This is a genomic window from Ectobacillus sp. JY-23, assembly GCF_023022965.1.
Lineage (GTDB): Bacteria > Bacillota > Bacilli > Bacillales > Bacillaceae_G > Ectobacillus.
This window is the reverse complement of the sequence record NZ_CP095462.1, coordinates 73,844-99,741: the sequence shown is the minus strand read 5'-3', so window position 1 is coordinate 99,741 and position 25,898 is coordinate 73,844. Positions and strand designations below refer to the sequence as shown.

27 protein-coding genes and 1 riboswitch are annotated in these 25,898 nt (G+C 40.4%); of the genes, 6 read left to right on the top strand and 21 right to left on the bottom strand.

Annotation, left to right across the window (positions count from 1 at the left end; all coding sequences use genetic code 11):
* Positions 1-192: 192 nt before the first annotated feature.
* The 3 genes from MUG87_RS00500 to MUG87_RS00490 all read right to left on the bottom strand — a co-directional run bounded on the left by MUG87_RS00500 (position 193) and on the right by MUG87_RS00490 (position 3,684).
* Positions 193-1,797: a M20/M25/M40 family metallo-hydrolase gene (locus MUG87_RS00500; protein ID WP_247084533.1), complete on the bottom strand. Its 1,605-nt coding sequence runs from the start codon at positions 1,795-1,797 to the stop codon at positions 193-195.
* An 84-nt stretch (positions 1,798-1,881) separates the two neighbouring features.
* Complete coding sequence (locus MUG87_RS00495; RefSeq protein ID WP_247084531.1) at positions 1,882-2,598, bottom strand: IclR family transcriptional regulator; 717 nt, start codon at positions 2,596-2,598, stop codon at positions 1,882-1,884.
* A 114-nt stretch (positions 2,599-2,712) separates the two neighbouring features.
* Complete coding sequence (locus MUG87_RS00490; RefSeq protein WP_247084529.1) at positions 2,713-3,684, bottom strand: quinone oxidoreductase family protein; 972 nt, start codon at positions 3,682-3,684, stop codon at positions 2,713-2,715.
* Between the two features lie 155 nt (positions 3,685-3,839).
* Here MUG87_RS00490 and MUG87_RS00485 point away from each other — a divergent pair, with 155 nt between their 5' ends.
* Positions 3,840-4,613 (top strand): class I SAM-dependent methyltransferase, encoded by a 774-nt coding sequence (locus MUG87_RS00485; protein WP_247084527.1) that lies wholly within the window; start codon positions 3,840-3,842, stop codon positions 4,611-4,613.
* A gap of 21 nt (positions 4,614-4,634) precedes the next feature.
* On the opposite strand, the gene nrdF is transcribed toward MUG87_RS00485, so the two are convergent.
* The 6 genes from nrdF to MUG87_RS00455 all read right to left on the bottom strand — a co-directional run bounded on the left by nrdF (position 4,635) and on the right by MUG87_RS00455 (position 10,289).
* Positions 4,635-5,603 (bottom strand): class 1b ribonucleoside-diphosphate reductase subunit beta, encoded by a 969-nt coding sequence (gene nrdF, locus MUG87_RS00480; RefSeq protein WP_247084525.1) that lies wholly within the window; start codon positions 5,601-5,603, stop codon positions 4,635-4,637.
* Positions 5,604-5,620: 17 nt separating this feature from the next.
* Entirely contained in the window at positions 5,621-7,705 is a 2,085-nt protein-coding gene (gene nrdE / locus MUG87_RS00475; protein WP_247084523.1) for a class 1b ribonucleoside-diphosphate reductase subunit alpha, read from the bottom strand.
* Positions 7,692-8,051, bottom strand: coding sequence for a class Ib ribonucleoside-diphosphate reductase assembly flavoprotein NrdI (gene nrdI, locus MUG87_RS00470; protein WP_247084521.1), 360 nt, complete (start codon positions 8,049-8,051; stop codon positions 7,692-7,694). The genes nrdE and nrdI overlap by 14 nt, the downstream gene beginning before the upstream one ends.
* Before the next feature lie 742 nt (positions 8,052-8,793).
* Positions 8,794-9,636, bottom strand: coding sequence for an SPFH domain-containing protein (locus tag MUG87_RS00465; protein WP_124562871.1), 843 nt, complete (start codon positions 9,634-9,636; stop codon positions 8,794-8,796).
* Between the two features lie 96 nt (positions 9,637-9,732).
* Positions 9,733-10,080 (bottom strand): hypothetical protein, encoded by a 348-nt coding sequence (locus MUG87_RS00460; protein WP_247084519.1) that lies wholly within the window; start codon positions 10,078-10,080, stop codon positions 9,733-9,735.
* A gap of 14 nt (positions 10,081-10,094) precedes the next feature.
* Positions 10,095-10,289, bottom strand: a complete 195-nt coding sequence (locus tag MUG87_RS00455) for an abortive phage infection protein (protein WP_247084517.1) — start codon at positions 10,287-10,289, stop codon at positions 10,095-10,097.
* 89 nt (positions 10,290-10,378) lie between these two features.
* Between MUG87_RS00455 and MUG87_RS00450 the strand changes: the two genes are divergently transcribed.
* Positions 10,379-10,942 carry a GNAT family N-acetyltransferase gene (locus MUG87_RS00450; protein WP_247084515.1) on the top strand — a complete coding sequence of 188 codons (564 nt, stop codon included), beginning with the start codon at positions 10,379-10,381 and terminating at the stop codon, positions 10,940-10,942.
* A gap of 573 nt (positions 10,943-11,515) precedes the next feature.
* Positions 11,516-11,698: a YkvS family protein gene (locus MUG87_RS00445; RefSeq protein WP_124562867.1), complete on the top strand. Its 183-nt coding sequence runs from the start codon at positions 11,516-11,518 to the stop codon at positions 11,696-11,698.
* Positions 11,699-11,841: 143 nt separating this feature from the next.
* Here the strand turns inward: MUG87_RS00445 and queF are convergent, their stop codons facing one another.
* The 5 genes from queF to MUG87_RS00420 all read right to left on the bottom strand — a co-directional run bounded on the left by queF (position 11,842) and on the right by MUG87_RS00420 (position 14,793).
* The gene (gene queF, locus MUG87_RS00440) at positions 11,842-12,339 is read right to left on the bottom strand and encodes a preQ(1) synthase (protein ID WP_124562866.1); all 498 of its coding nucleotides are present in this window, start codon (positions 12,337-12,339) and stop codon (positions 11,842-11,844) included.
* Positions 12,340-12,356: 17 nt separating this feature from the next.
* A complete protein-coding gene (queE, locus tag MUG87_RS00435; protein ID WP_247084513.1) occupies positions 12,357-13,073 on the bottom strand; it encodes a 7-carboxy-7-deazaguanine synthase QueE in 717 nt (238 codons plus the stop codon).
* Positions 13,066-13,548, bottom strand: a complete 483-nt coding sequence (gene queD / locus MUG87_RS00430) for a 6-carboxytetrahydropterin synthase QueD (protein ID WP_247084511.1) — start codon at positions 13,546-13,548, stop codon at positions 13,066-13,068. The genes queE and queD overlap by 8 nt, the downstream gene beginning before the upstream one ends.
* Positions 13,545-14,201, bottom strand: coding sequence for a 7-cyano-7-deazaguanine synthase QueC (gene queC / locus MUG87_RS00425; RefSeq protein ID WP_247084508.1), 657 nt, complete (start codon positions 14,199-14,201; stop codon positions 13,545-13,547). The genes queD and queC overlap by 4 nt, the downstream gene beginning before the upstream one ends.
* Before the next feature lie 260 nt (positions 14,202-14,461).
* A riboswitch (PreQ1 riboswitch) is annotated at positions 14,462-14,505 on the bottom strand.
* Positions 14,506-14,679: 174 nt separating this feature from the next.
* On the bottom strand, positions 14,680-14,793 hold the full coding sequence (locus MUG87_RS00420) for a DUF6254 family protein (protein WP_247084506.1): 114 nt from the start codon (positions 14,791-14,793) through the stop codon (positions 14,680-14,682).
* Positions 14,794-14,979: 186 nt separating this feature from the next.
* Between MUG87_RS00420 and MUG87_RS00415 the strand changes: the two genes are divergently transcribed.
* Positions 14,980-18,015, top strand: coding sequence for an efflux RND transporter permease subunit (locus MUG87_RS00415; protein ID WP_247084505.1), 3,036 nt, complete (start codon positions 14,980-14,982; stop codon positions 18,013-18,015).
* A 50-nt stretch (positions 18,016-18,065) separates the two neighbouring features.
* On the opposite strand, the gene MUG87_RS00410 is transcribed toward MUG87_RS00415, so the two are convergent.
* From MUG87_RS00410 to MUG87_RS00400, 3 genes are all read right to left on the bottom strand, one after another.
* Positions 18,066-18,584 carry a DinB family protein gene (locus MUG87_RS00410; protein ID WP_247084504.1) on the bottom strand — a complete coding sequence of 173 codons (519 nt, stop codon included), beginning with the start codon at positions 18,582-18,584 and terminating at the stop codon, positions 18,066-18,068.
* Between the two features lie 279 nt (positions 18,585-18,863).
* Positions 18,864-20,558, bottom strand: a complete 1,695-nt coding sequence (locus MUG87_RS00405; protein ID WP_247084503.1) for a M3 family oligoendopeptidase — start codon at positions 20,556-20,558, stop codon at positions 18,864-18,866.
* A 69-nt stretch (positions 20,559-20,627) separates the two neighbouring features.
* On the bottom strand, positions 20,628-21,077 hold the full coding sequence (locus tag MUG87_RS00400) for a MarR family winged helix-turn-helix transcriptional regulator (protein WP_247084502.1): 450 nt from the start codon (positions 21,075-21,077) through the stop codon (positions 20,628-20,630).
* A 251-nt stretch (positions 21,078-21,328) separates the two neighbouring features.
* On the opposite strand from MUG87_RS00400, the gene MUG87_RS00395 reads away from it, so the two are divergent.
* On the top strand, positions 21,329-22,825 hold the full coding sequence (locus tag MUG87_RS00395; protein ID WP_247084501.1) for an ATP-binding protein: 1,497 nt from the start codon (positions 21,329-21,331) through the stop codon (positions 22,823-22,825).
* A 58-nt stretch (positions 22,826-22,883) separates the two neighbouring features.
* On the opposite strand, the gene MUG87_RS00390 is transcribed toward MUG87_RS00395, so the two are convergent.
* Positions 22,884-23,171 carry an aspartyl-phosphate phosphatase Spo0E family protein gene (locus MUG87_RS00390; RefSeq protein ID WP_247084500.1) on the bottom strand — a complete coding sequence of 96 codons (288 nt, stop codon included), beginning with the start codon at positions 23,169-23,171 and terminating at the stop codon, positions 22,884-22,886.
* Positions 23,172-23,453: 282 nt separating this feature from the next.
* Between MUG87_RS00390 and MUG87_RS00385 the strand changes: the two genes are divergently transcribed.
* Positions 23,454-24,209 (top strand): divergent polysaccharide deacetylase family protein, encoded by a 756-nt coding sequence (locus MUG87_RS00385; protein WP_247084499.1) that lies wholly within the window; start codon positions 23,454-23,456, stop codon positions 24,207-24,209.
* Here MUG87_RS00385 and cbpA read toward each other — a convergent pair.
* The 3 genes from cbpA to MUG87_RS19570 all read right to left on the bottom strand — a co-directional run bounded on the left by cbpA (position 24,206) and on the right by MUG87_RS19570 (position 25,873).
* A complete protein-coding gene (gene cbpA, locus MUG87_RS00380) occupies positions 24,206-24,829 on the bottom strand; it encodes a cyclic di-AMP binding protein CbpA (RefSeq protein ID WP_247084498.1) in 624 nt (207 codons plus the stop codon). The two genes, MUG87_RS00385 and cbpA, sit on opposite strands and share 4 nt — an antisense overlap.
* Before the next feature lie 147 nt (positions 24,830-24,976).
* Positions 24,977-25,591: a class II aldolase/adducin family protein gene (locus MUG87_RS00375; RefSeq protein ID WP_247084497.1), complete on the bottom strand. Its 615-nt coding sequence runs from the start codon at positions 25,589-25,591 to the stop codon at positions 24,977-24,979.
* 159 nt (positions 25,592-25,750) lie between these two features.
* Positions 25,751-25,873 carry a hypothetical protein gene (locus MUG87_RS19570; protein ID WP_281503667.1) on the bottom strand — a complete coding sequence of 41 codons (123 nt, stop codon included), beginning with the start codon at positions 25,871-25,873 and terminating at the stop codon, positions 25,751-25,753.
* Positions 25,874-25,898 lie beyond the last annotated feature (25 nt).

The window sequence follows — 25,898 nt, the reverse complement described above, 5'->3', positions numbered from 1 at the left end:
AACCGTTCACAACGAATTCGTATGAATCCGACACTTAACATGTTAAATTCTACCTATTCGCTGTAAAGATAGCTGTATGAAAGTCTTATGTTGATATTTGGTAGTTGTGACTCCTACAGGAAAAGCGAGACAATAGAAAGCCTCATAACGGAAATCAACAACAAACTGGAATAAAAAAAGAAAAACCCGTTTTTACGGGTTTAATAGTTGTTCGACTGCATTGCGTAGAAGCTCTTGTAAAGGTCCTGTTGCATAAGCTACATCAAGGCGCTCCGTCCACTTGTGTGCATCCTTGCCGACGGGGCCAATGTTGAGAACGGGCAGATGCAGGCTTTGCAATTCTTGGAGAGGCAACTCGTATATCGTTCCCCACAGCGGCATATTTTCTGATAACTTATCTAACGGCTGTGACAATCCTGTATAACTGAGATCGGATAACCCACCGAAGTACTTTTGCTCCTGAATGGCAATACCATACTGTTCCCATGCTTGCGTAAGTACACACTTTGTAACAGTACGAATACCTTCATGATGCCGCGAGCTTACAGCCGGATAAAAAGGTGGCGCATAAAACAATACGATACATGGTGCCAATTCGCTGCATAATGTGACTAGTTCGTCAACATACGAAATAGCAAGTTCTCGCTCATCCTGCCCCTGTGCAGTTAGAGCAGCAATGCGTTCTCTTCCATACATTTGGTTTGCATACGACAGTAGTTCCGCAAAGCTGATAACACGTACTGACACCTCTTGTGGAACAGAGCACTGCTGCGCTGCAAACTGCTGCGCCTGCTTGCGATATGCCCCTTCTATTGCCCGTGCTGCACGCTCTGCTGCGGCTCGTAATTCATCAGTAATCTGCATAATTGACTTTTCCATGAGAAACACGTTATAGAGAGAAACACCTTTATGGGGTGTTTGTACCGAGTATCCTTTTTTTAAGTCTCTTTGCAGCAAGCTCGTTGGCGGCGGTGTGATTTCTCCCTCCACTTCTTCACAAAAATCTGTATTCAACTCTAATTCACATGTAATATAAGATGTCATCATATTGGCATTCAAGCCAGCGAGCGGTTCACCGGCATGCGCTTCTTTTCCGTAACAAAAAAAGCCAGGCAGTATCTTTCCTAAAGAACCGGTGTATATATACTTTGTACTGTCTCCCGGATAACGAGCAAACATCGGCTCACAGTTTAAGCAAGCTACATAGTGTAGATTGTGCTTTTTCTCCCATTCCAGCAAAAGTGGCACAGTGCTTATCATGCCTTTTGAATTCACTTCTTCATCACATACCGCCAGCAATAAAATATTGCCGTCAAGCAAACCGTTTGCTGCTCGTTCTACCAATGCCAATTGTGATGCCACACCACATTTCATATCCATTACACCGCGGCCAAACAACCACTCTCCGCTTTCTATATCAGCCCGTGCATCTTCAGGAAGCACATGCGCATTTTCATAAAACTGTGCAGTCAGCTCATCAGGACGAAACGCTACATCCTTCCACTTTCCATAATCATCTACATTAACAACATCAAAATGGCTAACGAGTACCACAGTATTGGTTGCCCCTTCTTTTTTGACAAGTGCGGCCACAGAAAAGCGGCCGTCTCCTGTTGGGTGAAGTTTTACATGTTCAGGATTATTTTGAAAATAAGTAAGTAATTGTAGCTGTTGCTGAATGTACAGTGCTAAAGATATCTCTTGTTTTGAACCTGTAATACTTTGAATATGAACAAGCTCTTTGATCAACTGTAACAATCCCTCTTTTGTTTGCCACCTTGTCTCAACCTTCTGCATTTCACATCCCCTTTTCCGTATTATGAAATTCATTTCCAAATCATGAACATAAAATGTGAAAACTGTAATGCGCTATCCTATACGCTATGCATTCCCAAGTAACATGGAAATACGCTTTGCCGCATTTTTTACAAGCTCAATTAGCACTGGCTTACGTTCTGGTGTAAATCGAAAGCCTGGCACTCCGACGCTGATGGATGCGATTGCTTTGTGAGTGAAATCAAAAACAGGCGCTGCGACAGATGCCGTGTCCTCTGTTTTTTCACTCACACTAATTGCATACCCTTGTTCTCTTATGACGCGAAGTTGCTCTACTAGTGTCTGTTGTCCCCATAGGATATCCTTTTGCTCCTGCAGAGGCATATGCGCTAACAGCACTTTGTTCGGGGCACCGACCCAAAGAGGCATACGTAGTCCAAGGTCTTCTGCGACGCGGATTTTGAGTGGGCTTTCAATTTTTTCGATAATCATGCCGCCCGAACCACTTACAATATTCACATATACATTCTCTTCTGCCTCTTTGGCAAGACTCTCCAAAACAGGACGCGCTACTGTTCGAAAATCAATGGCATCAAGAGCCTGCAGTCCTACTTCCATCCACTTGTATCCCAGTGTATAGTGCTTTGTAATTAGGTTTTGGGACACCAAACCATGCTTTAAAAGTGACTGCAGCAAACGGTGTATCGTACTTGCCGGCAAAGCAAGTTGTTCCACCAACTCTGATAGCGGCCATTCTTTTTTTTGAGGGTTGCTATGTAAAATTGCCACAATCTGCATTGCTCGATCAATCGATTGAACCATAAGACACCTCTTTCCATATAACGAAATAAGATTCCATTTTAATTGTATTATTTTTAGATTTTTCAGTCAATTAAACATAAAAAGATAGCCGGATAATCCGCTATCTTTTTACTCTTATGGAATCAATAAAACTTTCCCTGTACTTTTACGGCTTTCTAGGTACGCATGCGCCTTTTGACCCTCTGCCAAAGTAAAAATAGTTGGTTGTGCTGCTACAACGAGCCCCTGATTAATCCATTTGAAAAGCTCTGATGAACGAAGTACACGCTCTTTATGCGATGTAAGTACATTCCATAAATCTCCGCCTGTTAACGTTTTTGACGTATCCATCAGCATGCGAGGATCCACCGGCTTCGGATCGCCTCCTGCCATGCCATAAAATACAACGGTACCACCAATGCGAGTAGCCGCAAAGCTGTCTTCTAACGTAGAACCAACTGATTCATATACAACATCCACACCGCGTCCTTTTGTTATATCAAGAATGTGTTGCTTCCAATCCTCGCTATATAAAAACATATAATCTGCACCGATACTTGTCGCTACAGTTGCTTTTTCTGCAGATGATGTTAAACCGATTACCGTACCGCCAAGTAATTTGATGATTTGCACAAGCAGCTGTCCTACACCGCCTGCTGCCGCGTGAACAAGCACAACATCTCCGCTTTGCACTCGGTAGCTGTCTCTTGTTAAGTAATGTGCCGTTAAACCTTGAAGTAATACAGTAGCTGCCGTTTCAAATGAAATCCCTTCTGGTAATGGAATCACCTTATTCTTAGGTACCGCAACCAGTTCGGCATTAGCGTACGGTACGTCAGCGAAGCCAATACGGTCACCAACTGCTACATCAGTTACGTCCTCTCCCACTTTTATAACAACCCCTGCTCCTTCATAACCAAGGATATAAGGTGGCTTACCCGCCAGATGGTAATTGCCTTTACGGCGATACACATCAGCAAAATTCAAACCAATGGCGCGCATTTCTACTAATACTTCATCAGAGCCAATCACAGGGTCAGCAAGATCTTGGTATTGTAATACCTCAGGTCCTCCAAACGTTTCAAAAACAAGTGCTTTCATATACATCCCTCAATTATCATAAATTTTATGGTGCATATATATTAAAAAGGAAAAGACCTACAAGATGCAACTGATAACCTTTGCTTATGACTGCAAAAAGAAATAACAAATAGGCAACTGTATACACTTGGTATAGGATAAAGATAGAGGAGATGGTAAAAATGAACATTAAAAAACAGGTACAGGAACAATTCGGTAAGAACGCCGCACATTATGTAACAAGTGAAATTCATGCTAAGGGGCAAGATTTACAGACACTATTAATGCTCTCTGGTGCCAAAAAAACAGATGTCGTGTTAGATATTGCGACTGGCGGCGGGCATGTGGCAAATGGGTTTGCCCCTTTAGTTGAAAAAGTAGTGGCACTGGATTTAACAGAAAACATGCTACAAAAGGCAAAAGAGTTTATCGAAGGCAACGGCTATTATAACACAGAGTTTATCCAAGGAGACGCAGAGCAGCTACCGTTTGCGAATGAATGCTTTGACATTATCACGTGCCGCATTGCACCGCACCACTTCCCGGACGTTTCTGCTTTTATTGCAGAGAGTTATCGTGTGTTGAAAAAAGGCGGTACGTTTTTATTAATTGATAATGTAGCACCAGAAGATGATGCGCTAGATACATTTTATAATACCGTGGAAAAAACACGCGATCCTAGTCATAATCGAGCGTTAAAGAAAACGCAGTGGATAAATGAACTTGAAAAAGCAGGGTTCACGGTTGGACAACTGCTTACCTTTGCAAAAACCTTTCCATTTGAAAGCTGGTTTTCACGAATGGGGTTACCTGCGAATGTAAAGCAATCGCTAGAACGTTATATGCTGTCCGCTTCTGTATCAGCCAAGCAACACTTCCATATAACCGTACAAGATGAACGCATCATTAGCTTTCAAGGTCAATCCGTTCTTATTACATGTAAAAAACACCGCTGAGTGCGGTGTTTTTTAGAATGATTAAAAATGAAACACAAAATCGTCGTCAGTTAATTTTTCAACATTCGTCGCTTTCACATAACCATTTCCTTTTACAGAAAAGAAATCATGGTTTTTCGTATCTGTACGCAATCCGTTCATCACAATCGGATTGATATCTTCTTCCTCAAAGTACGGTTCCAAACCAAGGTTCATCAAGCCTTTGTTCGCGTTGTAACGGACAAAGCGATTGACTTCCTCGACCAAACCAATCTCAGCGTAAATCTCTTCTGTATACGCCTTTTCGTTTTCATAAAGTGCTAGAAGCAATTCTTGCGTTTCTGCCTGTACTTCTCGTTGCTCCTGCTCAGACATCTTGGCGAAGATGTCTTGTGCAAGCAAGCCAACGAATACGCCGTGAATGCTTTCATCACGGATTATAAGATTAATAATTTCACCACTCGCTGTCATTTTTCCTTGTCCCGCCAAATAGAGCGGATAAAAGAAACCGCTGTAAAACAGGTAACTTTCAAGGAATACGCTTGCTGTCATCGCCATGTACAATTCTCTGTTGGATACTTTTGGCTTAAACAGACGATGATAATAGTTTGTGATTAGCTCTGCTTTTCGCTGCAGCAGCGGGTGCTCATCTACCCATTTAAAGATGTTATCGATTTCTTCCTCTGTGGCAAGCGTTGTGAAGATATGGCTATATGACTTCGCATGCACTTCTTCCATTGCGCCCATGAAGGCAAGCACGCTTTTCGCCTGCAGATTGTCGACATGCAGCAAAATTAGCGGCATGCCTTCACCGCCCTGCTTCGTATCAAGCAGCGTCAAGCCGCCTAGTACACGCTTGTACGCTGTTTGCTCCGCTTTAGAAAGCCCCACCCAGACATTTTTGTCAGAGGAGACTGGAATTTCATCCTCTGTCCAAAGCTGGGCGATATTTTGCTTCCAAAACATTAAGCTATAATCATCTTCTTTTTTATTCCAGTTAACCGCACGCATCTCCGTTCACCCTCTCCTTAAACTACACATGCTACGCATTCTTCCACTGTCAGCTTGCGCGTCCGCGTGTAATACAAGCTCTTTAGTCCTTTTTTATGAGCGTAAATATAGTAGCGTGCCAATTCCCGTGTGGAAATATCGCTGTTCACATACAAAATCGTGCTGATGCCTTGATCAATATGCGGCTGAATCTCTGCAATTAAGTCAATTAGCTTGAACTGATTCATGTCGTAAGCTGATTTATAATACCAGAACGTCTCTTTTGAAAGAAACGGCATCGGATAATACGTCGTTGCATTCGCATATGTTCTAGACTCAATTTGGTTTACAATCGGCATAACACTTGATGTCGCGTTTTGGATATAGCTAATGGATTGTGTTGGTGCAATTGCAAGCCTATATGCATTATACAAGCCATACTTTTGCACCTTTTCCTTCAGCATGCTCCAATCCTCTGGTGTCGGTACATAGATTCCTTCAAAGAGCTTCTGCACCTTTTCCGTATACGGCCTGTAGTCTGTTGTTTCATACCTTTCAAAGTAAGTGCCCTTCGCATACTCGGACTTCTCAAAGTCTTTAAAGGTTTCCTCGCGCTCTTTTGCCATCAGCATGCTTTTTTCTATTGAATAATAGTTCAGCATCATGAAGAACGTGCGAACGAAATCCTTCGCTTCTTCGCTCTCGTATGCGATTTTGTTTTTCGCCAAGTAACCGTTGAGATTCATTGCTCCAAGACCAACGGAATGCAGCTCCTCGTTCGCTTTTTTCACAGTTGGCGCATTTGGGATGACCGTCATGTCGGAAACGGCTGTCAAAGCTTCCATACCAGCGTGAACCGCTTCTTTAATTTCTTTATTATCCATTACGTTCACAATATTTAAAGAACCAAGGTTACAGTTAATGTCCCGACGAATGACATCGCCTTCGCCATAATCATTGATCTCTGACGTTTCTTGTAGTTGAAAGATCTCGGTACACAGATTAGACATCTTCACATCACCAATATCCTTCAGTGGATGCTGCTCGTTTGCATTCGACTTGAACATTAGATATGGATAACCGGATTCTAATTGAATCATCGCAATCTTAATCAGCATATCACGCGCACTAAGATCCAGCTTACGCTTTTTTACGTTCGGATTAGCCACAAGCTCATCATACATGCTGTCTATATCAATATCATCTAAGTGCTTACCGTACTCTTTAAACACCGTATACGGTGCAAACACATATAGGGGCTGATCCTTTTCAGCGAGTTCTAAAAATTTGCTTGGCACAATAATTCCAATAGAGAGCGATTGAATGCGGATCTTCTCGTCAGCATTTATTTTTTTTGAATCAACAAACTCCATAATATCCCAATGGAAGATATTTAAATACACAGCCCCAGCGCCTTTTCTCTGCCCGAGCTGGTTCGCATAGGAAAATGAATCCTCTAGAAGCTTCATAACCGGCATTACGCCGCTTGCCGCGTTGTCAATTCCTTTAATTTGCTCGCCGCGCGCACGCAGTTTTGAAAGGTTAAGTGCAACGCCGCCGCCAATTTTGGAAAGCTGCATCGCCGTGTTGATATTAAAACCAATCGAGTTTAAACTATCATCCATTTCCAATAAAAAACAGCTTACCATCTCTCCGCGTCTGCTTCTTCCTGCATTTAAAAACGTCGGTGTGGCCGGCTGATAGTTTTGCCTGATGATCATGCGCGCAAATTGCTGCGCTTTTTCAGCATCGCCTCTACCCAAATAGAGAGATACGATGGCAACGCGGTCCGGATAACTTTCCAGATATTGTTTCAAATCATTTGTTTTAAGCGCATAGTCTTTGTAAAACTTAGATGCTGCCATATAAGATTGAAATTGGAAATTTGCATCGTATGTAATCGCATAGACGGCTTCAATTTGTTCTAGTGAATACTCGTCCAGTACATTGTAATAATAATCGTGCTCAATCATGTAGGAGATTCGCTCACGCACACTATAAAACTGCACTGTCTTTTCTTCTGCTTCTTTCATAAACTCTTGCAGCGCTTCTTGATCCTTATCGAGCTGATAAAAGCCGTCTTCCATTCTAGTAATCTCATTGTTTAACTCAATGTGTCGCAATCTCCAGCACCCTTTCTTTAAAAATTTGTATATCTTGGCTTGTACCGGCTAACTCAAATTTAGATATGACCGGCACTCCATACTTGCCTGCAATCTTGTCGGCACTTGCGCCAAAGCTATTGCCCCAGTTGCGATTGCCGCTTGCGGACACCCCTTTTAAGTTGCGGTGGTTTTTCTCCAAAAACCGGTCTACACGCTCAGGTACATTTCCAAATCCTGTTGTATATGTTACAAGAATAAATTCTTCGTCCATTACTAGATCGTCGCGAATCTGCATGGCGGGCATCCCAAGTTTATGAATAAATCGTTTTACATTTCCTGTCATAGAATCATACACAATTCGCATATCCAAGTCTCCTTTTCCGAAAATTAAAAATATTCTTTCTAATAAACTCACTCTCAATATATTGTAGTATGTTTTTCTATAACACACAATATATATACGTAAATTTATTTTGAACAAAAGATTCGGTTTTTCGACAGGAGCATTTTGTTCCTTTTATGACGTACAAAACATATCAAACTACATTCTAAAAGCCGTGTCAATAATGACCATTTTAAAAATCTTGTCAACGACTTTGCATAAATTCACATGTCTGACTTTCCATTGATTCGCCATAAACCGCGACATATCAGCAAAAGATGGCGAAAAAATTTTTTATCTCACTTCCCTCATTTCACAAACAAAAATACGCGAAAAGCCCCGGGGTACAACGGGGCTTTTCGCGTATGAGTGTTTATAGGTTAGGCAACAACAAGAAAGTGCGGGAATAAAACCCCACTGCTCTCCTTTCTCATTACTGAACTATACTGGCATTTTACAAAGGATTTATAGGCTTGTAAACTTTCTCTTGGCACCTGCTGCGCGTTCTTGTCTTGAAATTGTTACAAAACATTCAACAGAGTTGCGAAAACCGCAGATATTATAGGAACACACTGTTACAAACTGAGCACAACTAAAACATATCATTTTCATTTATTACAAAAAAAATAAAAGTATTTCATGAAAACAAAATTTTATATTTGCTATATATTGCAAACGTCTCGCTACCCTCTGAGAAAAGAAGATGTCCTGGCATCACTTTTTCTTACTTTACTTTTCCTGCGTTCATAACAGGCTGTGTACCCTTTTCAGACACAATTGCAATCATGAGATTACTCACCATTTGAGCCTTCATCTCATCATCAAGCTGAACTACCTGTTTGTCTTCGAGTTGCCGCAGTGCTGCTTCTACCATTCCTACAGCACCTTCTACAATCTTTTGACGTGCAGCAAGTACCGCATTGGCCTGTTGTCGCTGCAGCATCGCACCAGCAATCTCAGGCGCGTATGCAAGATGCGTTAAACGTGCTTCTAGAACCTGCACACCAGAAACACTCAACCGTTCCTGCAATTCTTGGGCGATTTCATTGGCAATTTCCTCCGCATTCCCGCGTAACGACCACGCTTTATCATCGCTCGTATCATATGGATATTTTGTTGCTACATGGCGCAACGCAGTTTCACTCTGTATCCGCACAAATTCATGGTAGTTTTCTACATCAAATAGTGCTTTTGCAGTGTCAGTTACCTTAAACACTACAACTGCAGCGATTTCAATTGGATTGCCGTCTACATCATTGACCTTTAACATATCACTATTGAAGTTGCGAACACGAAGTGATACTTTTTTACGTATTGATGGGATAGTGATAAAGAACCCCTCTTCGCGGATAGTACCCAGGTATTTCCCAAAGAAAATGACCGCAACGGATTCATTTGGTTGAACAATAGTCATCCCGCTTGCCACAAGCAGTGCTAATATACCTGCTCCAATTGCATACAGCGGATTATACTGTACAACACTGTAATACAAAGCGAATACTACAATAACAACCAAAAGCAACAATCCGATAAAGCCATTTATCTTCCAAACTGTTTGTTCTTTCATAGCGTCTCCCCTTTTCTTTCAGAAAATTTCCCTTATCTTCATTGTATTGCCATACCCGCTATTTTCCAACAAAAAAAGCAGCATAATCGCTGCTTCTTACTCATTTGTACGTTCATCGTGCTGCTTGTCAATGTGCAACACATCACTCATACGAATATGATAAAATTCGCCCGCTGCATCCTTTACAACAATTCTGCCGCTCTTTTCCTCTATGGTCCACACGCGAGCATCCAAGTCTAAAAATGCGTCATGATGCAAGATTGTCATAGAAACATAGTCTTGACTTTTATAAGCATTAAAAATACGCTTTTTTATCTCCCAAAGGTAACGTCCTTCTTTTTTACGTTGGCTAGGAAACAAAAGTGCACCTACTACTTTTCTTCCTTCTTTATTACGCCACATATAATCCCAACCAAACAGGCTCTTTTGTTCGAACTCCTTCACCGTTTCACTCTCCTTTATGAGCGGGCAACCTCCATATAGGTGTATACTACTTGCCCCCCGTGCCCGGCAATGCCGCGAAAATGCTTAAAGTCAGGGCGCTTTACAAGTACCTCTCGAAACTGATAAAATGTCTCTTTCGTAACTGTATACTCATGTAGCTCCCCGCTTTTTAATTTATCTAAAATCTCATTTACGAAATTGTTATCCATATTTTCACCTCTGCAATACTTCATTTTACCTTGCTTTACAAAGAGACACAAGTATTGTGTTATTATCTTACGAACGGAGTGAAACTGTTATGATTCGAAATGCTGTTATAACTGATCAAACAGAGGTAGCTGTATTACTATACAACGCCCTTCATGAAATTGCCGAAAAACTGACAGGGGGTAACACGCATGAAGAAGTTCTTGCTGGACTTCGCCATTGGTTCAGTCAGCCGGGAAACCGTCTTAGCTATGAAAATTGCCTGATCGCTGAACAAGATGGTCGTCCGGTAGGCGTTATTGTATTGTATCACGGTAACGAAGCAAATCGACTCGATGCACCAATTGTTACATACCTCCGCAAATTGCATGGAGATGCATCTATTATTTTGGAAAAGGAAGCCGATGATGACGAATATTATATTGATACACTCTCTGTTCATCCTGATTATAGCGGCAAAGGCATCGGCAGTGCACTCATTCAAAAAGCAGAAGAACAGTGCCAAATGCTCGGCTACCATAAAATCGCCATTTTAGCAGACATGTCCAATACACGTGCTTTATCTTTATATAAACATAGAGGCTATATACATGATTATACAATTACTTTAGTCGGAGAGCCCTTTGCACACTTATCTAAAACCTTTATGACATAAGGGACAGTCACAGAAACTGTCCCTTACTGTCCATGATCTATATCATCTATTTTATCTCGCTTCTTCTTAGGCTTGCTTTTCGTAAGACTGACAAACAATACAACTATAATCACTATAATAATAGCAATCTCCATACGCTTGTCTCCTCTCTTAAAACGGCATTGTATCTCTAATAAGCTTTTTCTACATAACTGCTTCACAAAACGAATGCACAAAAGTTTCTCACTATATATGATATGTTTTTACTTGATTTCTCTTAGTTGTGACCTTCTCTCCTGGTTAACACAATGTCAGTTTCTTCACATGTATTTATATAATGTATTTTCTCTAACATATAAATAAAACCCTTCCATTTGTTTCCTAGCGAATTTTTTGTTTCTTTTCAAGAATTTGTCATGAAAACATTTACAAACACAACATTTTAGTTCAAAATAGGAGAAAGTATATAAATACAACGCATTGATTTGACATACCGTTTTTATGTATTCATACGACGATTCATAGTCAATGCTAGAATTGTATTTCACATGATTGATTTACCTACTAAACTATTTACGTATGAGGAGAATGCTTATGAAAATTGCGGAAGCCGGAGAAGTCATTGAATTTAAAAACGGATTGCAGGGCCGCGTTCAAAAGGTCAATAAAAACTCCGTCATTGTTGATATTACTATCATGGAAAACTATAAAGACCTTGATTTAGAACCACTAACAGTTGTAAATCACAAAAACTATCGAATTGTACAAGAAGCATAATACCTTAAAAAGGGTATCTCGCACTGCGAGATACCCTTTTTCGGTTACTTTTTGAAGCTATTCAGTTAGTTTTTCTTTTTTTCGGTCACTTTTTGAAACAATCCGGTCAGTTTGCCGACCTTTTCGGCCACTTCTGTCTCAACTTATCGATTATCCACCGTCTCTGGATAGAGATCATGATTCATCATACGGTACTCCGCCATTTTTTCATATTTCGTACCAGGACGACCGTAGTTGCAGTACGGATCGATAGAAATGCCGCCGCGCGGTGTGAATTTCCCCCATACTTCGATGTAACGCGGATTCATTAGCTTAATCAGATCGTTCATGATGATGTTCATGCAGTCTTCATGAAAATCGCCGTGATTACGGAAGCTAAATAAATATAGTTTCAAAGATTTGCTTTCTACCATTTTAATATCTGGGATATAACTAATATAAATGGTTGCGAAATCTGGTTGTCCTGTTTTTGGACATAAGCTTGTAAACTCTGGACAGTTAAATTTCACAAAGTAATCGCGATTCGGATGATTGTTATCAAACGTTTCTAAAATTGCCGGGTCATACTCAAATAAATATTTTGTATGTTGGTTGCCTAGTAATGTTACATCTTGTAATTCTTCATCTTTACGTCCTGCCATTTGTTTATTCTCCTCTCTTATACACCGCGTTTATTGCCCCATACAAGGGCGTGTAGCTGCGGCAATACCTTCGCATCGTTCATCTCTTTACATTGTATGGCTTGTTCAATCAACCAATCGTAACGAGACAGCAGCTGTGACAAAAGGGCGCTGTCATCTGTTGTATGCACGTCCTCATTTCCGACTTGCAGGAAAAACGGGATATTAGGATAGCGTGTATGCACTTGCTTGGCATATGCAAAATCTTGTTCATCAAATACAACCACTTTTAAGCTAATATCTTTATGCTTCATTTTTTCAAGAATATGATCCAGCGCCAAGAAATCAGTCGTCATACCTGAGCTTGGTGGCTTTGGCGAAAAAGTCACTTCATCGACCGCAAGCAGCCAGTCCTGCCATTTGCTCCCCTGCGTTTCAATTGCTGTCCGTATACCATGTTCCTGAAGTAAAGAAACCAAAGTCCCTAGCGACTTCAACAGTGCAGGGTTCCCGCCTGACAACGTTACATGGGAAAAATTATCCCCGCCAATCTCTTGTAACTCTTGCCAAATTTCTTCTGCACTCATTTGTCGAATTTGCTCTTTAGCCGAACCGTCCCATGTGAAAGCCGAATCACACCAAGCGCAGCGATAGTCGCAACCGGCAGTGCGTACAAACATGGTTTTTTGTCCAATCACCATACCTTCCCCTTGGATAGTTGGACCAAAGATTTCCAGAACAGGAATATTAATCAAGCTCCATCCACTCCCGTCTCATCTCGGCATAGCTTGTCGCCGTTTCGTACAAGCGCACAAATTCTGTCCGAGCTCCCTGGTATTGCGGACGCTTCTTAAGCGCTAATTCCATCTGCTCAAAAATCCATACTACCATATTTTCGGCCGTTGTATTCATCGGGGGCAGCGTTTCATTTAAATAACGATGATCTAAATAAATCTCAATTTCTTCTTTCCAAATCTCTTTAATATCGCTAAAATCGATTGCAAGACCAATTTCATCAACAAAACCACTGATGCCAAATACAACTTTGTACGTATGGCCGTGCAAATTCTTACATTTCCCTTCATAGCAATGTAAGTGATGCGCCGCGTCAAAGGTGAACTCCTTGCTGACCAGCACGCGTTTATTATGATAGCGCAATTGCTTGCGATTAATATCTTGATCTATTTTTTGTAGGTTTTCTACAATGCGAAATCCGAAAAGGTTGCTCATACGTTCACACCCTTTCGCTTCATATATACATCATAGCCCGCTTTACGCAGGTGACATGCCGGACATGCTCCGCATCCATCCCCCATAATACCGTTATAGCATGTTAACGTTTTTTCTTTCACAAATTCCAAGGCACCAAGATCATCCGCGAGCTTCCATGTCTCCGCCTTATCTATCCACATCAGCGGTGTATGAATAACAAATGGATAATCCATAGCTAAATTCAACGTTACATTCAAAGACTTAATAAACACGTCGCGGCAATCTGGATAACCGCTAAAATCCGTTTCACACACACCGGTTACGATATGCTTGGCATCCATTTGCTTAGCCATAACAGCTGCAAAAGAAAGGAACAATAAATTTCGTCCGTCTACAAATGTTGACGGCAACTCGCCCTCTTCTTGTGTAATTTCAATGTCATTACGCGTTAACGCATTCGGAGCAAGTTGGTTGAGCAAACTCATATCGAGGACTGTATGCTTGACACCAAGTTCCTTTGTAATAGCAGCTGCACACTCAATTTCCAGGCTATGACGCTGGTTATAATTGAAGGTAACCGCTTCGACTTCGTCAAATTGCTGCAGTGCCCAAAACAAACACGTTGTACTGTCTTGTCCTCCACTAAACACAACAACTGCTTTTTTCTTCATACTCATTTCTCCTTTTCTATAGAAGAAAGAGACCTTGAACCCAAGAAAAGCGGAGCCGGCTCGTTCAGACGCAGAGCATAAGGTTCTCGGACCCGCAAGGCGCTTTTTGCCTTGTGAGGGCCGAGGTTCTTAGGCGGTAGCGTCTAGCCGGCGGAGCTGGACACCACCGAAAAGCGGAGCCGGCTCGTTCAGACGTAAAACCATAAGGTCCTTACACTTTTCTTGTCTTAAAAAACAGAAAACAACATCTAAGGATGTTGTTTACCTTAGTTTTTTATAGAGGGAGTTCGCGAACCTCTCCCATGCTTTGTGCATGGATTTTCTTCTGTTGTAGCGCTATTTATTCTATCATATTTAGAATGGTCGCACATTAGAAAAGAACGTATTTTTATTTTTCAGAAATTTAACATTCATGTTTTATAACCAACTTCCATATATTCCAACGTACTACAAAAAAACGCGATGAGCATCATCACATTTACTTCTTTTCCTCATCGACAAGCTCTGCGAATGATTTCACTTTACCATGTGGTTGTTGATTTTCTTTACGCGCTTTCCATTGTCTTTCTTTTTCACGTTTTTTATCAGACATGTGTACAACTCCTTATAATGTAGTCTCTTTTAGAATGACACGGAAGGGAAAAAAATATGCTGTTCACATTTCATTCACAAAACCTATACAAAAGTTACAAAAAACTGATACAAAACAGGTGCACAATGGAGAAGAATCAGCTACAATAAAGAAGTCAATTCTATTATATCAGAAGGGAATGTCACTATGAATTTTTTAACAAGATTCAGTTTGAAAAACGCGGTTGCGGTATTCATCATTTCGTTCCTTCTCATTCTCGGCGGTGCCTATTCCTTCTCGAACCTGAAGGTTGATTTGTTACCAAACATTGAATTCCCTCAGGTTTCCGTTGAAGTGGTGTATCCGGGCGCTTCTCCCGATGATGTGAACGAACAAGTCACAACAAAGCTAGAAGACAAATTTAAAGGGATTGAAGGGGTCAAAAAAGTAAGCTCTTCTTCCTATGAATCCATCGGTATTATCAACTTAGAATTTCCTTTTGATGCCGACATGGATAAAATTGAACAGCAGTTGAACACCTTCATTAAAGATGCGAAGCTGCCTGATAATGTGCAAACAAAGGTAAACCGCTTCTCATTCGGTTCCTTCCCAATTTACAACATTTCTTTGTTTGCGAAAGGCGATACAGATGTTGAACGATTGTTGGACGAATCAATTATTCCAGAACTAAACAAAATTCAAGGTATTAATAGCGTATCTGTCGGCGGTACAAAAGAAGATTTAATTCGCATCACAGTCGACAAGGAAAAAGCACTGCAATACGGGTTGTCTCTAAACGCCGTAAAAGAACAAATCAATGCTAAGTTTTTATCCTTCCCGGCAGGGCGTATTAACGCGAACGAACTCCAAGTACCGGTTCGTGTGGAAGAAAAGCTAGGTGAAGTGGAGAAGCTAGAAAATCTCCAGTTAACATCTCCACTTGCAAAACAAGGTGCGCCAGGCACTGCTCCTGCACTGCCATTACTAAAAGATATTGCGAAGATTGAAGCAGTAACCGAGCAAGCAGAAAAAACACGATACAACCAAAAAGACTCCTTGTCTATGGCTGTCACGAAAAAGCAAGATGCCAATACAGTTGAAGTTGCTGACAAAGTAACAGAAGTATTGAATAAGTACGATGATCAGGTTGACTATGCCATCGGTTTTGATTCTGCGGAAGGCATTAAAAGTTCAGTTGAAACGCTTGTAAAAGAAGGATTATTAGGTGCTCTCTTTGCTTCTTTAGCTGTACTGTTATTCCTTCGTAATATTCGTGCAACGATTATCGCGATTATTTCCATTCCGCTATCTTTGTTATTTGCGGCTATTTTCCTAAATCGTCTTGATATTTCGTTAAATATTATGACTCTTGGTGGTATGGCTGTTGCGGTTGGTCGTGTTGTTGACGATAGTATCGTTGTTATTGAAAATATCTTCCGTCGCGTACGTCGTTCAAAAGATGGTATGTCGGATGAACTCGTTGAAGATTCTACACGCGAAATTTTAATGGCGATTACGTCGTCTACAATTACAACGGTTGTTGTATTCTTGCCGCTCGGCTTTGTAGGTGGTATCACAGGTGAGTTCTTCTTACCATTTGCGTTAACGATTGTCTTTTCCCTATTGGCTTCCTTGCTGGTTGCAGTTACAGTCGTACCAATTTTGGCGCGCTTCTCCTTTAAGAAGGTGCCGAAAGAAGAAGAAGAAACGGGCTTACAACGCTTCTATGCACGTGCTATTGCTTGGTCTCTAAACCATAAAGCGATTGTGATTATCAGTTCGTTTGTCTTGTTATTTGGATCATTTGCTGTCGTTCCTTCTCTTGGCTTTACGTTTATTCCGAACGAGCAGCAAAAAACATTGGTAGCAGCGATTGAACTTCCTGCTTCTACATCTCTTGATAAAACCAACGATGTATCATTAAAGCTTGAAAAAATGTTTGCAGATAAAAAACAAATTAAAGAAGTGACAACTGGTGTCGGAAGCCGTGATTTCACAACCGGTTTAAAACGTGAAAATAAAGCAAACTACTTTATTAACCTAAAAGAAGGCACGGATGTTACAAGCTTCATTAAAGAACTAGAAAAAGACATGCAACGTATTACTGATGCGGAAGCTACAGGTACAAAGCTTGGCGTACAAGAATTATCCAGCGGTGGTCCGCCTTCCAACAACAATGTGGATATTGATTTGTACTCCAATGACTTAGAGGCTCTGCAAGAAGCCGCAGGTAAAGTTGAAGCATATATGAAGAAAAACAAAGATTTAAAATATGTGTCAAACAACTTCACGGAAAAACAAAAACAATACTTGGTGGAAATCAAGCCGGAAAAAGCTTCTGAATACGGTTTATCTGGTTTCCAAATTCTCGGTACGATTTCCGATCAAACAACACCGGTAAGTGTTGGTACGTTAAAACTTGACGGTAAAGATCAAAACGTACAATTGTCTTATGACAAAGAATTGAGCTCTCTTGCTGATTTAGAAAAAGTGACACTGTTTGGACAACGCGGTCCTGTTGCTCTGACAGAAGTAGCTAACGTCAAGGAAGTAGAATCCTTTACAGCTATTCAAAAGCTTGATGGTAAGGTGTACGCACGTGTAAGTGCACAAATTCAAGGCGACAATACACAAAAGGTTACACAAGATGTAGTAAATGGTGTAAAAGATTTGAAGCTGCCTAAGGATGTATCACTTGAAGGCGGCGGTGGTAGCGATGAAACTGTTAAAACGTTCCAAGACCTTGGACTTGCAATGTTGATTGCAATTGGTCTTGTGTACTTGACAATGTTGATTACATTCGGCAAAGCGCGCATTCCGTTCATCATCCTTTCATCACTTATTTTCGTACCAATTGGTTCTCTTGTATCGTTATTCTTAGCAAAAGAACCATTATCAGTTAGCGTAATGATTGGCTTCTTAATGCTGATTGGTATCGTTACGACAAATGCAATTGTACTAGTAGACCGTATTGGCCAAAACCGCGACAAGAAGGGCATGCCAATTCGCGAGTCCTTGATTGAAGCAGGTAAAACGCGTTTGCGTCCAATCCTAATGACGGCGTTCGCAACAATTACTGCCTTAATTCCGTTAGCCTTAACAACTTCTTCAGGAACATTAATCTCAAAAGGCTTAGCTATTACAGTAATTGGTGGTTTAACGTCATCTACATTGCTAACGCTAATTATTATTCCAGTTATGTACGAACTGTTCTTCCGTAAACAAGCAAAACAAGAGCGATAAGAAAAGACCTTGTGCACAAGCACAAGGTCTTCTTTCTCATTTTATTTCTATTATGAATGCAAGGCCCTCTTGGCTTCTTGTATCTGCGCCAAGTGCCTTTTTTCATGATAGTCTAAAAACTCCAGCCATTGCTGCACATTGATTTCACCAAACACAGGATGCTTTGCTGCTTTCTCAAACAAATCTCGTTCATCGGTTACGCTATGAATCACATGCAACAGCTCACGGCGAGACGTTTGTAGTAAGTCTTGTATTTCATCTTGCTTCATGATAGTATCTGTTGGCTTCATTTGCTCAGGTGCCTCGCGCTTGTAAGCACGGTTTAACGTAGCCTGCACGGGTTTTAACGTAACTTGTACACGCTCTGTTTTATGAAGAGCATACGTGATAGCAGACGTAACGGCCTGCTCTACTAAATGCAAATGATGTAAATTTTGCGCTACGCTCCACTTCTCTCGCTTCGGCTTAGCGTTCAACTGTGTATCGTGAAGACTAGCTACTTCTTTCACAACTTTATCTCTTGTGTTTGTTAACGTTTCCAAAATGGTTTGAATACTTGTTTGTGTCATAATTTCTCCCCCTTTTTGAAGTGGCTCTGTTAAAGTTCTTTGTTGATTTCAGCTGAGGGATTTGCTTTCCGCGGTGGCTCCTTAACTCGCTTTTCCCGCAACTTACAACTCTCACTCCAATCCACAAGTGCCAATTATCAACATCACCTTTAACTCACAGCCTTTGAAATAAAAAGACGCCTCCAAAGAAGCGCCCTATCTGTGCATGTATAGGAAGCTTTCTTCCTTATTATCCCATGAACAGCTCATAAAGTCGATAAAATTATCAGAAAATTCCTGTTACATCTTTGTGTCATCCACGCTATCAAGCCATGCTTGAATCTCTTCGACCACAGATTCAACACACCCAGGAGCAAATGGAGATGTTACGCCAGCTACTTCCACAAGCTCAAGGAAGGACTTGCTACCGCCTTGACGACATAACGTCACATAATCTGCCCAAGCTTCTTCCCTATTTTCACGCGAACGCTTCCAGAACTGAAACGCACAAATTTGTGCAAGTGTATAGTCAATATAATAAAATGGTGAATTATAGATATGACCTTGGCGTTGCCAGAAACCACCCTTCTCTAGAAAAGCTTGTCCATCGTAGTCACGATGCGGCAAGTATTTCTTCTCAATTTCGCGCCATGCCGCTTTTCTCTCCTGCGGTGTTGCATCTGGATTTTCATAGACAAAATGCTGGAACTCATCTACGCTCACTCCGTACGGTAAAAACAACAGGGCGGAGCTCAAATGTGAAAAATAATATTTCTCTGTATCTTCTTTAAAAAACAGCTCCATCCATGGCCAAGTAAAGAACTCCATGCTCATTGAATGAATTTCACACGCTTCATACGTTGGCCAATTATACTCAGGTACCGCAAAATTGCGACTTTCGTAAACTTGGAACGCATGACCTGCTTCATGTGTTAATACATCGATGTCGCCCGACGTACCATTAAAATTAGAGAAAATATATGGCGCTTTGTAATTTTCAATAAATGTACAATAACCGCCGCCTGCTTTTCCCTTTTTAGCAACCAGATCCATCAAATTATTTTCTAGCATGAATGTAAAGAATGTATCGGTTTCTGGAGATAGTTCTTTATACATTTGCTTGCCGTTTGCAACAATCCATTCAGCATTTCCTTTCGGCACCGGATTCCCTGATGGAAACTCAAAACCTTCATCATAAAATTTCAGCTGATCTACACCAATGCGCTGTTGCTGACGCTCGCGTAATTTCGTTGCTAGTGGCACGATATGATCTAGTACTTGTTTGCGGTAGGAAGCGACCATCTCAGCATTATAATCCGTACGGAACATGCGCGCATAACCAAGCTCAACAAAATTTGTAAATCCAAGCTTTTTCGCAATTTCTGTACGCACTTTCACCAGCTTGTCGTAAATTTCATCTAACCCCTCTTCATGCTCAGCCAAAAAGCCATAATAGGCCTCATTTGCGCGCCTACGAACCTCACGATCTTGATGCTGCGTAAACGGTACAAGCTGCGACAGCGTACGCTCCTCTCCTTCAAATTCGATTTTGGCGGAAGCCATCAGCTTTGTATATTGCGAAGCCAACTTGTTCTCTAACTGTAAGTCCGCCAGCACTTCATCAGAGTACGTCCGCAGTTCACAAGAAGCAAGTGCAAACAGTTGGCTCCCATATAATTGTTCTAATTCCGCACGATACGAAGAACCAACAAGCGCATGATAGTATTTTGAAACAAATCCCTTCACGACCGGCATTGTTTCATCAAAGAACTCTTGCTCGGCTTTATAGAACTCATCATTTGTATCAATCGTATGTCTCACATAACACAAATTTGCCATTGTATGATAATCATTACGTACGGCATTAATTTGTTCCATTGCTTGCTCCTGTTGCTTGGCGGAGGTTGCTTTTTCAAACTGAGCCAGCGCTTTTGTAAAACGAGTTTCTACTTCTTTCATATTAGGTCTTACATATGTATAGTCTTGAAAACTCATCTCTACTCACTCTCCTATATAGATATCTCTTTCTTATTCCATGCTCATCTATAAATTCCTGTTTTTTGATTACATTCGTGCATAATACTTTCCGACCTTTTTCAGTAATTGCAGCAATTGTTCTTTTTCCGCTGCCGTAAGCATAGCGAGTGATTCGTGTAACTTTACTTCATGAATAGGAAATATGGTCTCCATCAGCTTTGTACCTTCTGTTGTTAGGTCCGCAAAAATAACACGTCGATCATATGTACATGGACGGCGGAGCACCAATCCCTTCTTTTCTAACTTATCCACAACATAAGTAATACTACCGCTGGCAATTAAAATTTTTTCACCGATTTGTTGCAAGGGCTGACTCCCCTTATGATACAACAACTCTAGGACCGCAAATTCAGTTGGGTTTAACTCATTTTCTTGCGCAGATTCATTAGAAATATTCATCAATGCACGATGCACACGCGAAAGACCGATGAACACCTTTAGTGAAAGAGAAATCTCTTCTTTTTTATACTTACTCATTTCATCTCACCCTTTAAATATCTTGAAGTAAAAGTATCATATCGGAAACAATTGGAAATTGTCAATATATTTTCATATCTTTTATTGGAAATCATTATGTTTTTCGTAGAAAGTTTTATATACTAAAAATGAGATTTATCAAATACTAAATAAGATAAAATTATCTTTGCATGTTTTTATTTTATACATCTGGCTTTTACAAAGACTTCCCCAAGTCTGCTCAGCCTATTTAAAACAAAGGAGAACAGCTTGTGAATGCTATTTTAAAAACGATTCTATCTTATGCACTGCTCGTCGTATTACCTACGACAGCTTGTTGCACTTTTCTATTTATGTACCATCAATCCAATATGGAGAAAAAAAATAAACGAGAAGCGCGTGTCGTTGTGGATTTATACAAAGATAATCTCGACCGATTTGTCGGTGAAGCCATTTCTGCTTTGGAAACTTTAGCAATGGTAGTAGACCGAGCGAACAATGACTCTGAACAAATTCAAGAAATTTTAAATAGTATGGACAAACGCGACACGCGCTTTTCGGGTTTCTACTATGCACAAACAGATGGTGTTATTTATCTCGCATCTTATCCAATTGCAAAAACAGTAGATATATCTGACCGTCCTTATATCCAAGAAGCATTAGAAACACAAAAAACTGTTTTATCTCCGCCAATGAATGGTCGTATGGGAGGGAAAAATGTCATTGTCGCCGCTACACCCGTTATTGATAAAAAGCTGCAAACAACCGGTATTGTAATGGCAAGCCTTCGATTAGATTATGCCAGTGACATCCTTACAACATTAAAACCGGAATATCATTTTGAAGTATCTGATTCACAATATCGGGTCTTTCTAAAAGATAAGGATGGTTATTCAACAGAGGGGATTCGCAAGGTAACGATAGCACTTGACAAAGCGCCGTGGTATGTTTCTGTTTATCCATTACCTATTAATAAGAATGCACTGTATCAGCACCTTCTTGCCGAGGGATTATTCGTGCTCTTTTTAACGAACGTCTTATTTTTACTTCTGAAATATGCTCTATTAAAACGTCAAACTCAAAAAGAGCGACGTGAAAATGAAGCACAAAAACTTGAGCTGATAGGAAGTTTAGCTGCAAGTACCGCCCATGAAATTCGTAATCCCTTAACAGGAATTAAAGGATTGGTGGCTTTACTGAGTGAAAAATACACGGGTGAACAAGACCAAATGTATTTTTCTGTAATTCAAAAAGAAATTGAACGAATTAATGAAATTGTAAGCGAATTTTTGATTCTAGGAAAACCAACTGCTATTGCGCAGCAAATTTATGATTTGCGTCATATCGTTAGGGAGGTTTCGCTCATTATTCAATCCGAGGCAAATTTACATAGTGTTCACTTCTCAACAGTACTGGGTAATCATCCAGTTCTTATTCGTTGCTCAAAAGATCAAATTAAACAAGTTATTTTAAACATCACGAAAAATGCCTTTGAAGCGATGGAAACACATGATTCACTCTTAATTGAGATCAAACAAGAAGGTCGATTTGCACAGCTACGTATCACTGATACAGGAACTGGCATTCCTGAGGAAGTACAACAAAAAATATTTGATCCGTTTTTTACGAGCAAAGCAACTGGAACTGGACTTGGGCTTGTTGTGTGTAAACGAATTGTTGACATGTATAATGGAGATATCTCTATTACAAGCAGCCAAGATAAAGGAACACAAGTCACCATCAGTCTTCCTCTACATACAGAAATATAAAGAAGCCGCTCAATGAGCGGCTTCTTCTACTTCTATAAAAAGCGCATGACGCGTACTGTTAACGTAACAAACTCGCAAGTAATGACTGAATAGAAGCTTTTGAAAACTGGTCTCTTATACGAAGAAGAGATTCCTTTATATCCCAAGATTTATCTAATTTTTCTTTATGAATTTGATATTGCAAAATCAGCACATCCAAACTTTGACTCGCTTCAATGGTTTCAGGGTTATTGAATCCCTTTGATAATCCAATTTGAATCATTCTTTCCTGTTTCACCTTAATTTCTAGTAACAGCTTGTCCATTTTGTGCTTTCGTCTTGCGGCAAACATGACTTTGTTCCTCATTCCCCTCATCCGTATTATCAAACTCATGTATGTATGTACCGTATTGTTCAGTGAATTTACAAATTATTAACCTTACCATCAGAATTATTACAAATTATTCTATCTTTGTAAATACATTCGCAATAAAAGACATTTTTTTCATTTGTTTTTTCTGCAATTTTCGAACAAACCTTGATTCTATCTGCATTACACAGAATGTCAGACCTCTCACATTCGACAACACAATGAGTATATTCGTCAAAAAACGCCAAGACTAAGCACTACGAGGAAGGAGGACTATAAATGAAACCATTTTATTGGCTCGCTTTATTATGTAGCTTGTTTTGTTTCCCATTTCAACCCTCAGCAGCAGTTGATCACAAATTAGCCATCGTCATTGATGATTTTGGCAACAATATGAAGGGAACGGACAAAATGTTTTCCTTGCCCATTCCACTAACTGCTGCTGTAATGCCTTTTTTGCCATCCACAAAAGCAGATGCAGAGGCTGCTTTTAAGAACGGTTATCAAGTAATTGTTCATTTGCCAATGGAGCCACTAAAAGGAAAAAAAAGCTGGCTTGGTCCAAATGCAATTACGACTGATTTAAGTGATGCAGAAATCCAAAAGCGCGTCGAAATGGCTATTGCTGACGTACCGCATGCCATTGGAATGAATAACCATATGGGCTCCAAGGCAACCGCAGACGAACGAGTTATGCGCATTGTACTTGCAATATGTAAAGCACACGGTTTATTTTATCTCGACAGCAAAACGAATCCCAAAAGCGTTGTTAAAAAGATAGCTGATGAGCTAGATGTACCAATGATTGAAAATAAGCTCTTCTTTGATGATGTGTATACACATGCACATATTACTAAGCAAGCAAACCTATTACTTGAAAAAACACAAAAAGAGCCCGTCATGATTGCCATTGGTCACGTGGGCCCTCCCGGTGAGATTACAGCTTCTGTTATCTCTTCTTATATACCAAAGCTACAACAGCGTACCCGCTTTGTTTTCGTTTCTGATTTGGTGCGGCCAAGTCTACCGCACTAAATTTTATCTACGCGACTCACGCGGAAATCTTTCTTCTCAAGCCTTGCAATCAGTTTTTCCAGCTCTGCTGTAGGTAGCTCATCAGTAATATTAACGATTAAGCGCCTGACATACTTATCACCGTTATCAAGCGTCAGCAACCCGCCGATATTATAGTTCCGCAATACACTGCCAAGCTCTTTAATCGTACCTTTATTTTCATGGGTGGCAATCGTTAACGTATAGCCGCCCGTGTTCATTCCAAATGAATCCTCGAGTACATCAAATATATTTGCATGCGTTAAAATCCCTAAAAACTCATGATGATCATCTAATACCCCTAGAAATGGCAAACGACGAATGGTATAAAAAGCACGGAAAAAAGAGTCTCGCTCAAATACAAAAGCCCCCGCATCTTCTACCAGTGGCACAATTGTATTTTCATGGTCACCACCGCTGTACAGAAATTCCAGCAAATCCACCTTGTAAATCAATCCCGCAAATAATTTTTTACTCTCATCTAAAGTAGGAATACACCGGTACCCACTCTCGTTCATAAGTTCTAACGTACGCCCTACCGTATCAGATGTACAACAGGATACAACCTGTTTCTTCGGGATAAAGTGATACTTAACACGCATCACACTCCCTCCTTTCTATACATGTAATATGTATAGTAAGAGAAAAGCAGGTTTATGTTAATTTAAAGCGCTTACAAAAATTTATTTACTTCCTCATCCTACAGGCAAAAACACTCTTCAGGACAATCCCAAGGAGTGCTTTTCGGGTTAGATTACGGAGCTTCTTGCTCCTTTTATCATCAAGAGTTTTACATGATAGTTCATCAAATATTCTAACCCTTCTAGCCACTTCTTTGTTTCGTGCGGCTTTTGCGCCCATACAACTAAGCCGTAGTTTTCCACAAGTACAGCCCCGCGATCAGATTGCGGTTGTTCTTCTAATAAAGTAAGAAATGCTTGCTCATGCTCTACAATTGGTATTTTTAAGGATTCAATGCCATCTCTTCCAAATACACGGGCTACATTTTTTTGTTCAAATGTAACTTCTTTTTGCTCGCCATAAATCTCCGAAACAAGATGACAATCTACCGTTTGTACTTGTAATACACATCCTGCAATTGTATTTTTATACACCGCTGCATGCAAACAAGCTTCTTCAGCCGGCGTGCCTGCAAACACAGGCTCACACGCTACATTTACAACCACAAAATCTTCTTCATTATAGAGTCCTTTATCTTTACCTTCTGCATTGATAATAAACGTTATAGGCTCGTTAGATGCCCGCATGGATAAACTAATTTTCGTCCCGTAAAACCAATCTCGAAGTGCTAGCTCTGTTTTAATCTCGCTCAAATCTTTCCATGTTCTTAAAAAAAACAACATACTTTCACCTCCGCATAATATGTGTTTATATAAACAATAAGTTTTTTGATAATTCTTAAAATTTAATTGAATTATCACATATATAGCGCTCTTTTGTCAATAATGTTTCTGCCCAGGAAGACATTTATTTCCTAAAAAACAATGTGTCGAAACCAGCTCTCAATGAGCTGGTTTCGACACATTGTTTTTTACAATATCCTGCTTTTCTCCCTTACTAATAATTTGCAGCTTCTGCAGTACACTTGTGTACAAAGCAAGCTTGAATTGTGTGCGCTGGCTCATTCTCGTCCCTTCTTTCCTTTAGTCA

Coding starts and splice junctions, on each gene's coding strand:
- MUG87_RS00455 (WP_247084517.1), bottom strand. CDS start 10,289: ATGGATAACAATTTCGTAAATGAGATTTTAGATAAATTAAAAAGCGGG.
- MUG87_RS00495 (WP_247084531.1), bottom strand. CDS start 2,598: ATGGTTCAATCGATTGATCGAGCAATGCAGATTGTGGCAATTTTACAT.
- MUG87_RS00400 (WP_247084502.1), bottom strand. CDS start 21,077: ATGAGTAAGTATAAAAAAGAAGAGATTTCTCTTTCACTAAAGGTGTTC.
- nrdI (WP_247084521.1), bottom strand. CDS start 8,051: ATGCGAATTGTGTATGATTCTATGACAGGAAATGTAAAACGATTTATT.
- queD (WP_247084511.1), bottom strand. CDS start 13,548: ATGAGCAACCTTTTCGGATTTCGCATTGTAGAAAACCTACAAAAAATA.
- MUG87_RS00375 (WP_247084497.1), bottom strand. CDS start 25,591: ATGTTGTTTTTTTTAAGAACATGGAAAGATTTGAGCGAGATTAAAACA.
- queF (WP_124562866.1), bottom strand. CDS start 12,339: ATGGCAGGACGTAAAGATGAAGAATTACAAGATGTAACATTACTAGGC.
- queC (WP_247084508.1), bottom strand. CDS start 14,201: ATGAAGAAAAAAGCAGTTGTTGTGTTTAGTGGAGGACAAGACAGTACA.
- MUG87_RS00405 (WP_247084503.1), bottom strand. CDS start 20,558: ATGAGTTTTCAAGACTATACATATGTAAGACCTAATATGAAAGAAGTA.
- nrdF (WP_247084525.1), bottom strand. CDS start 5,603: ATGCGTGCGGTTAACTGGAATAAAAAAGAAGATGATTATAGCTTAATG.
- cbpA (WP_247084498.1), bottom strand. CDS start 24,829: ATGCGTGTTAAGTATCACTTTATCCCGAAGAAACAGGTTGTATCCTGT.
- MUG87_RS00500 (WP_247084533.1), bottom strand. CDS start 1,797: ATGCAGAAGGTTGAGACAAGGTGGCAAACAAAAGAGGGATTGTTACAG.
- MUG87_RS00390 (WP_247084500.1), bottom strand. CDS start 23,171: ATGAGGAACAAAGTCATGTTTGCCGCAAGACGAAAGCACAAAATGGAC.
- MUG87_RS00415 (WP_247084505.1), top strand. CDS start 14,980: ATGAATTTTTTAACAAGATTCAGTTTGAAAAACGCGGTTGCGGTATTC.
- MUG87_RS00445 (WP_124562867.1), top strand. CDS start 11,516: ATGAAAATTGCGGAAGCCGGAGAAGTCATTGAATTTAAAAACGGATTG.
- MUG87_RS00385 (WP_247084499.1), top strand. CDS start 23,454: ATGAAACCATTTTATTGGCTCGCTTTATTATGTAGCTTGTTTTGTTTC.
- MUG87_RS00420 (WP_247084506.1), bottom strand. CDS start 14,793: ATGTCTGATAAAAAACGTGAAAAAGAAAGACAATGGAAAGCGCGTAAA.
- MUG87_RS19570 (WP_281503667.1), bottom strand. CDS start 25,873: ATGAGCCAGCGCACACAATTCAAGCTTGCTTTGTACACAAGTGTACTG.
- MUG87_RS00410 (WP_247084504.1), bottom strand. CDS start 18,584: ATGACACAAACAAGTATTCAAACCATTTTGGAAACGTTAACAAACACA.
- MUG87_RS00465 (WP_124562871.1), bottom strand. CDS start 9,636: ATGAAAGAACAAACAGTTTGGAAGATAAATGGCTTTATCGGATTGTTG.
- MUG87_RS00485 (WP_247084527.1), top strand. CDS start 3,840: ATGAACATTAAAAAACAGGTACAGGAACAATTCGGTAAGAACGCCGCA.
- MUG87_RS00490 (WP_247084529.1), bottom strand. CDS start 3,684: ATGTATATGAAAGCACTTGTTTTTGAAACGTTTGGAGGACCTGAGGTA.
- MUG87_RS00450 (WP_247084515.1), top strand. CDS start 10,379: ATGATTCGAAATGCTGTTATAACTGATCAAACAGAGGTAGCTGTATTA.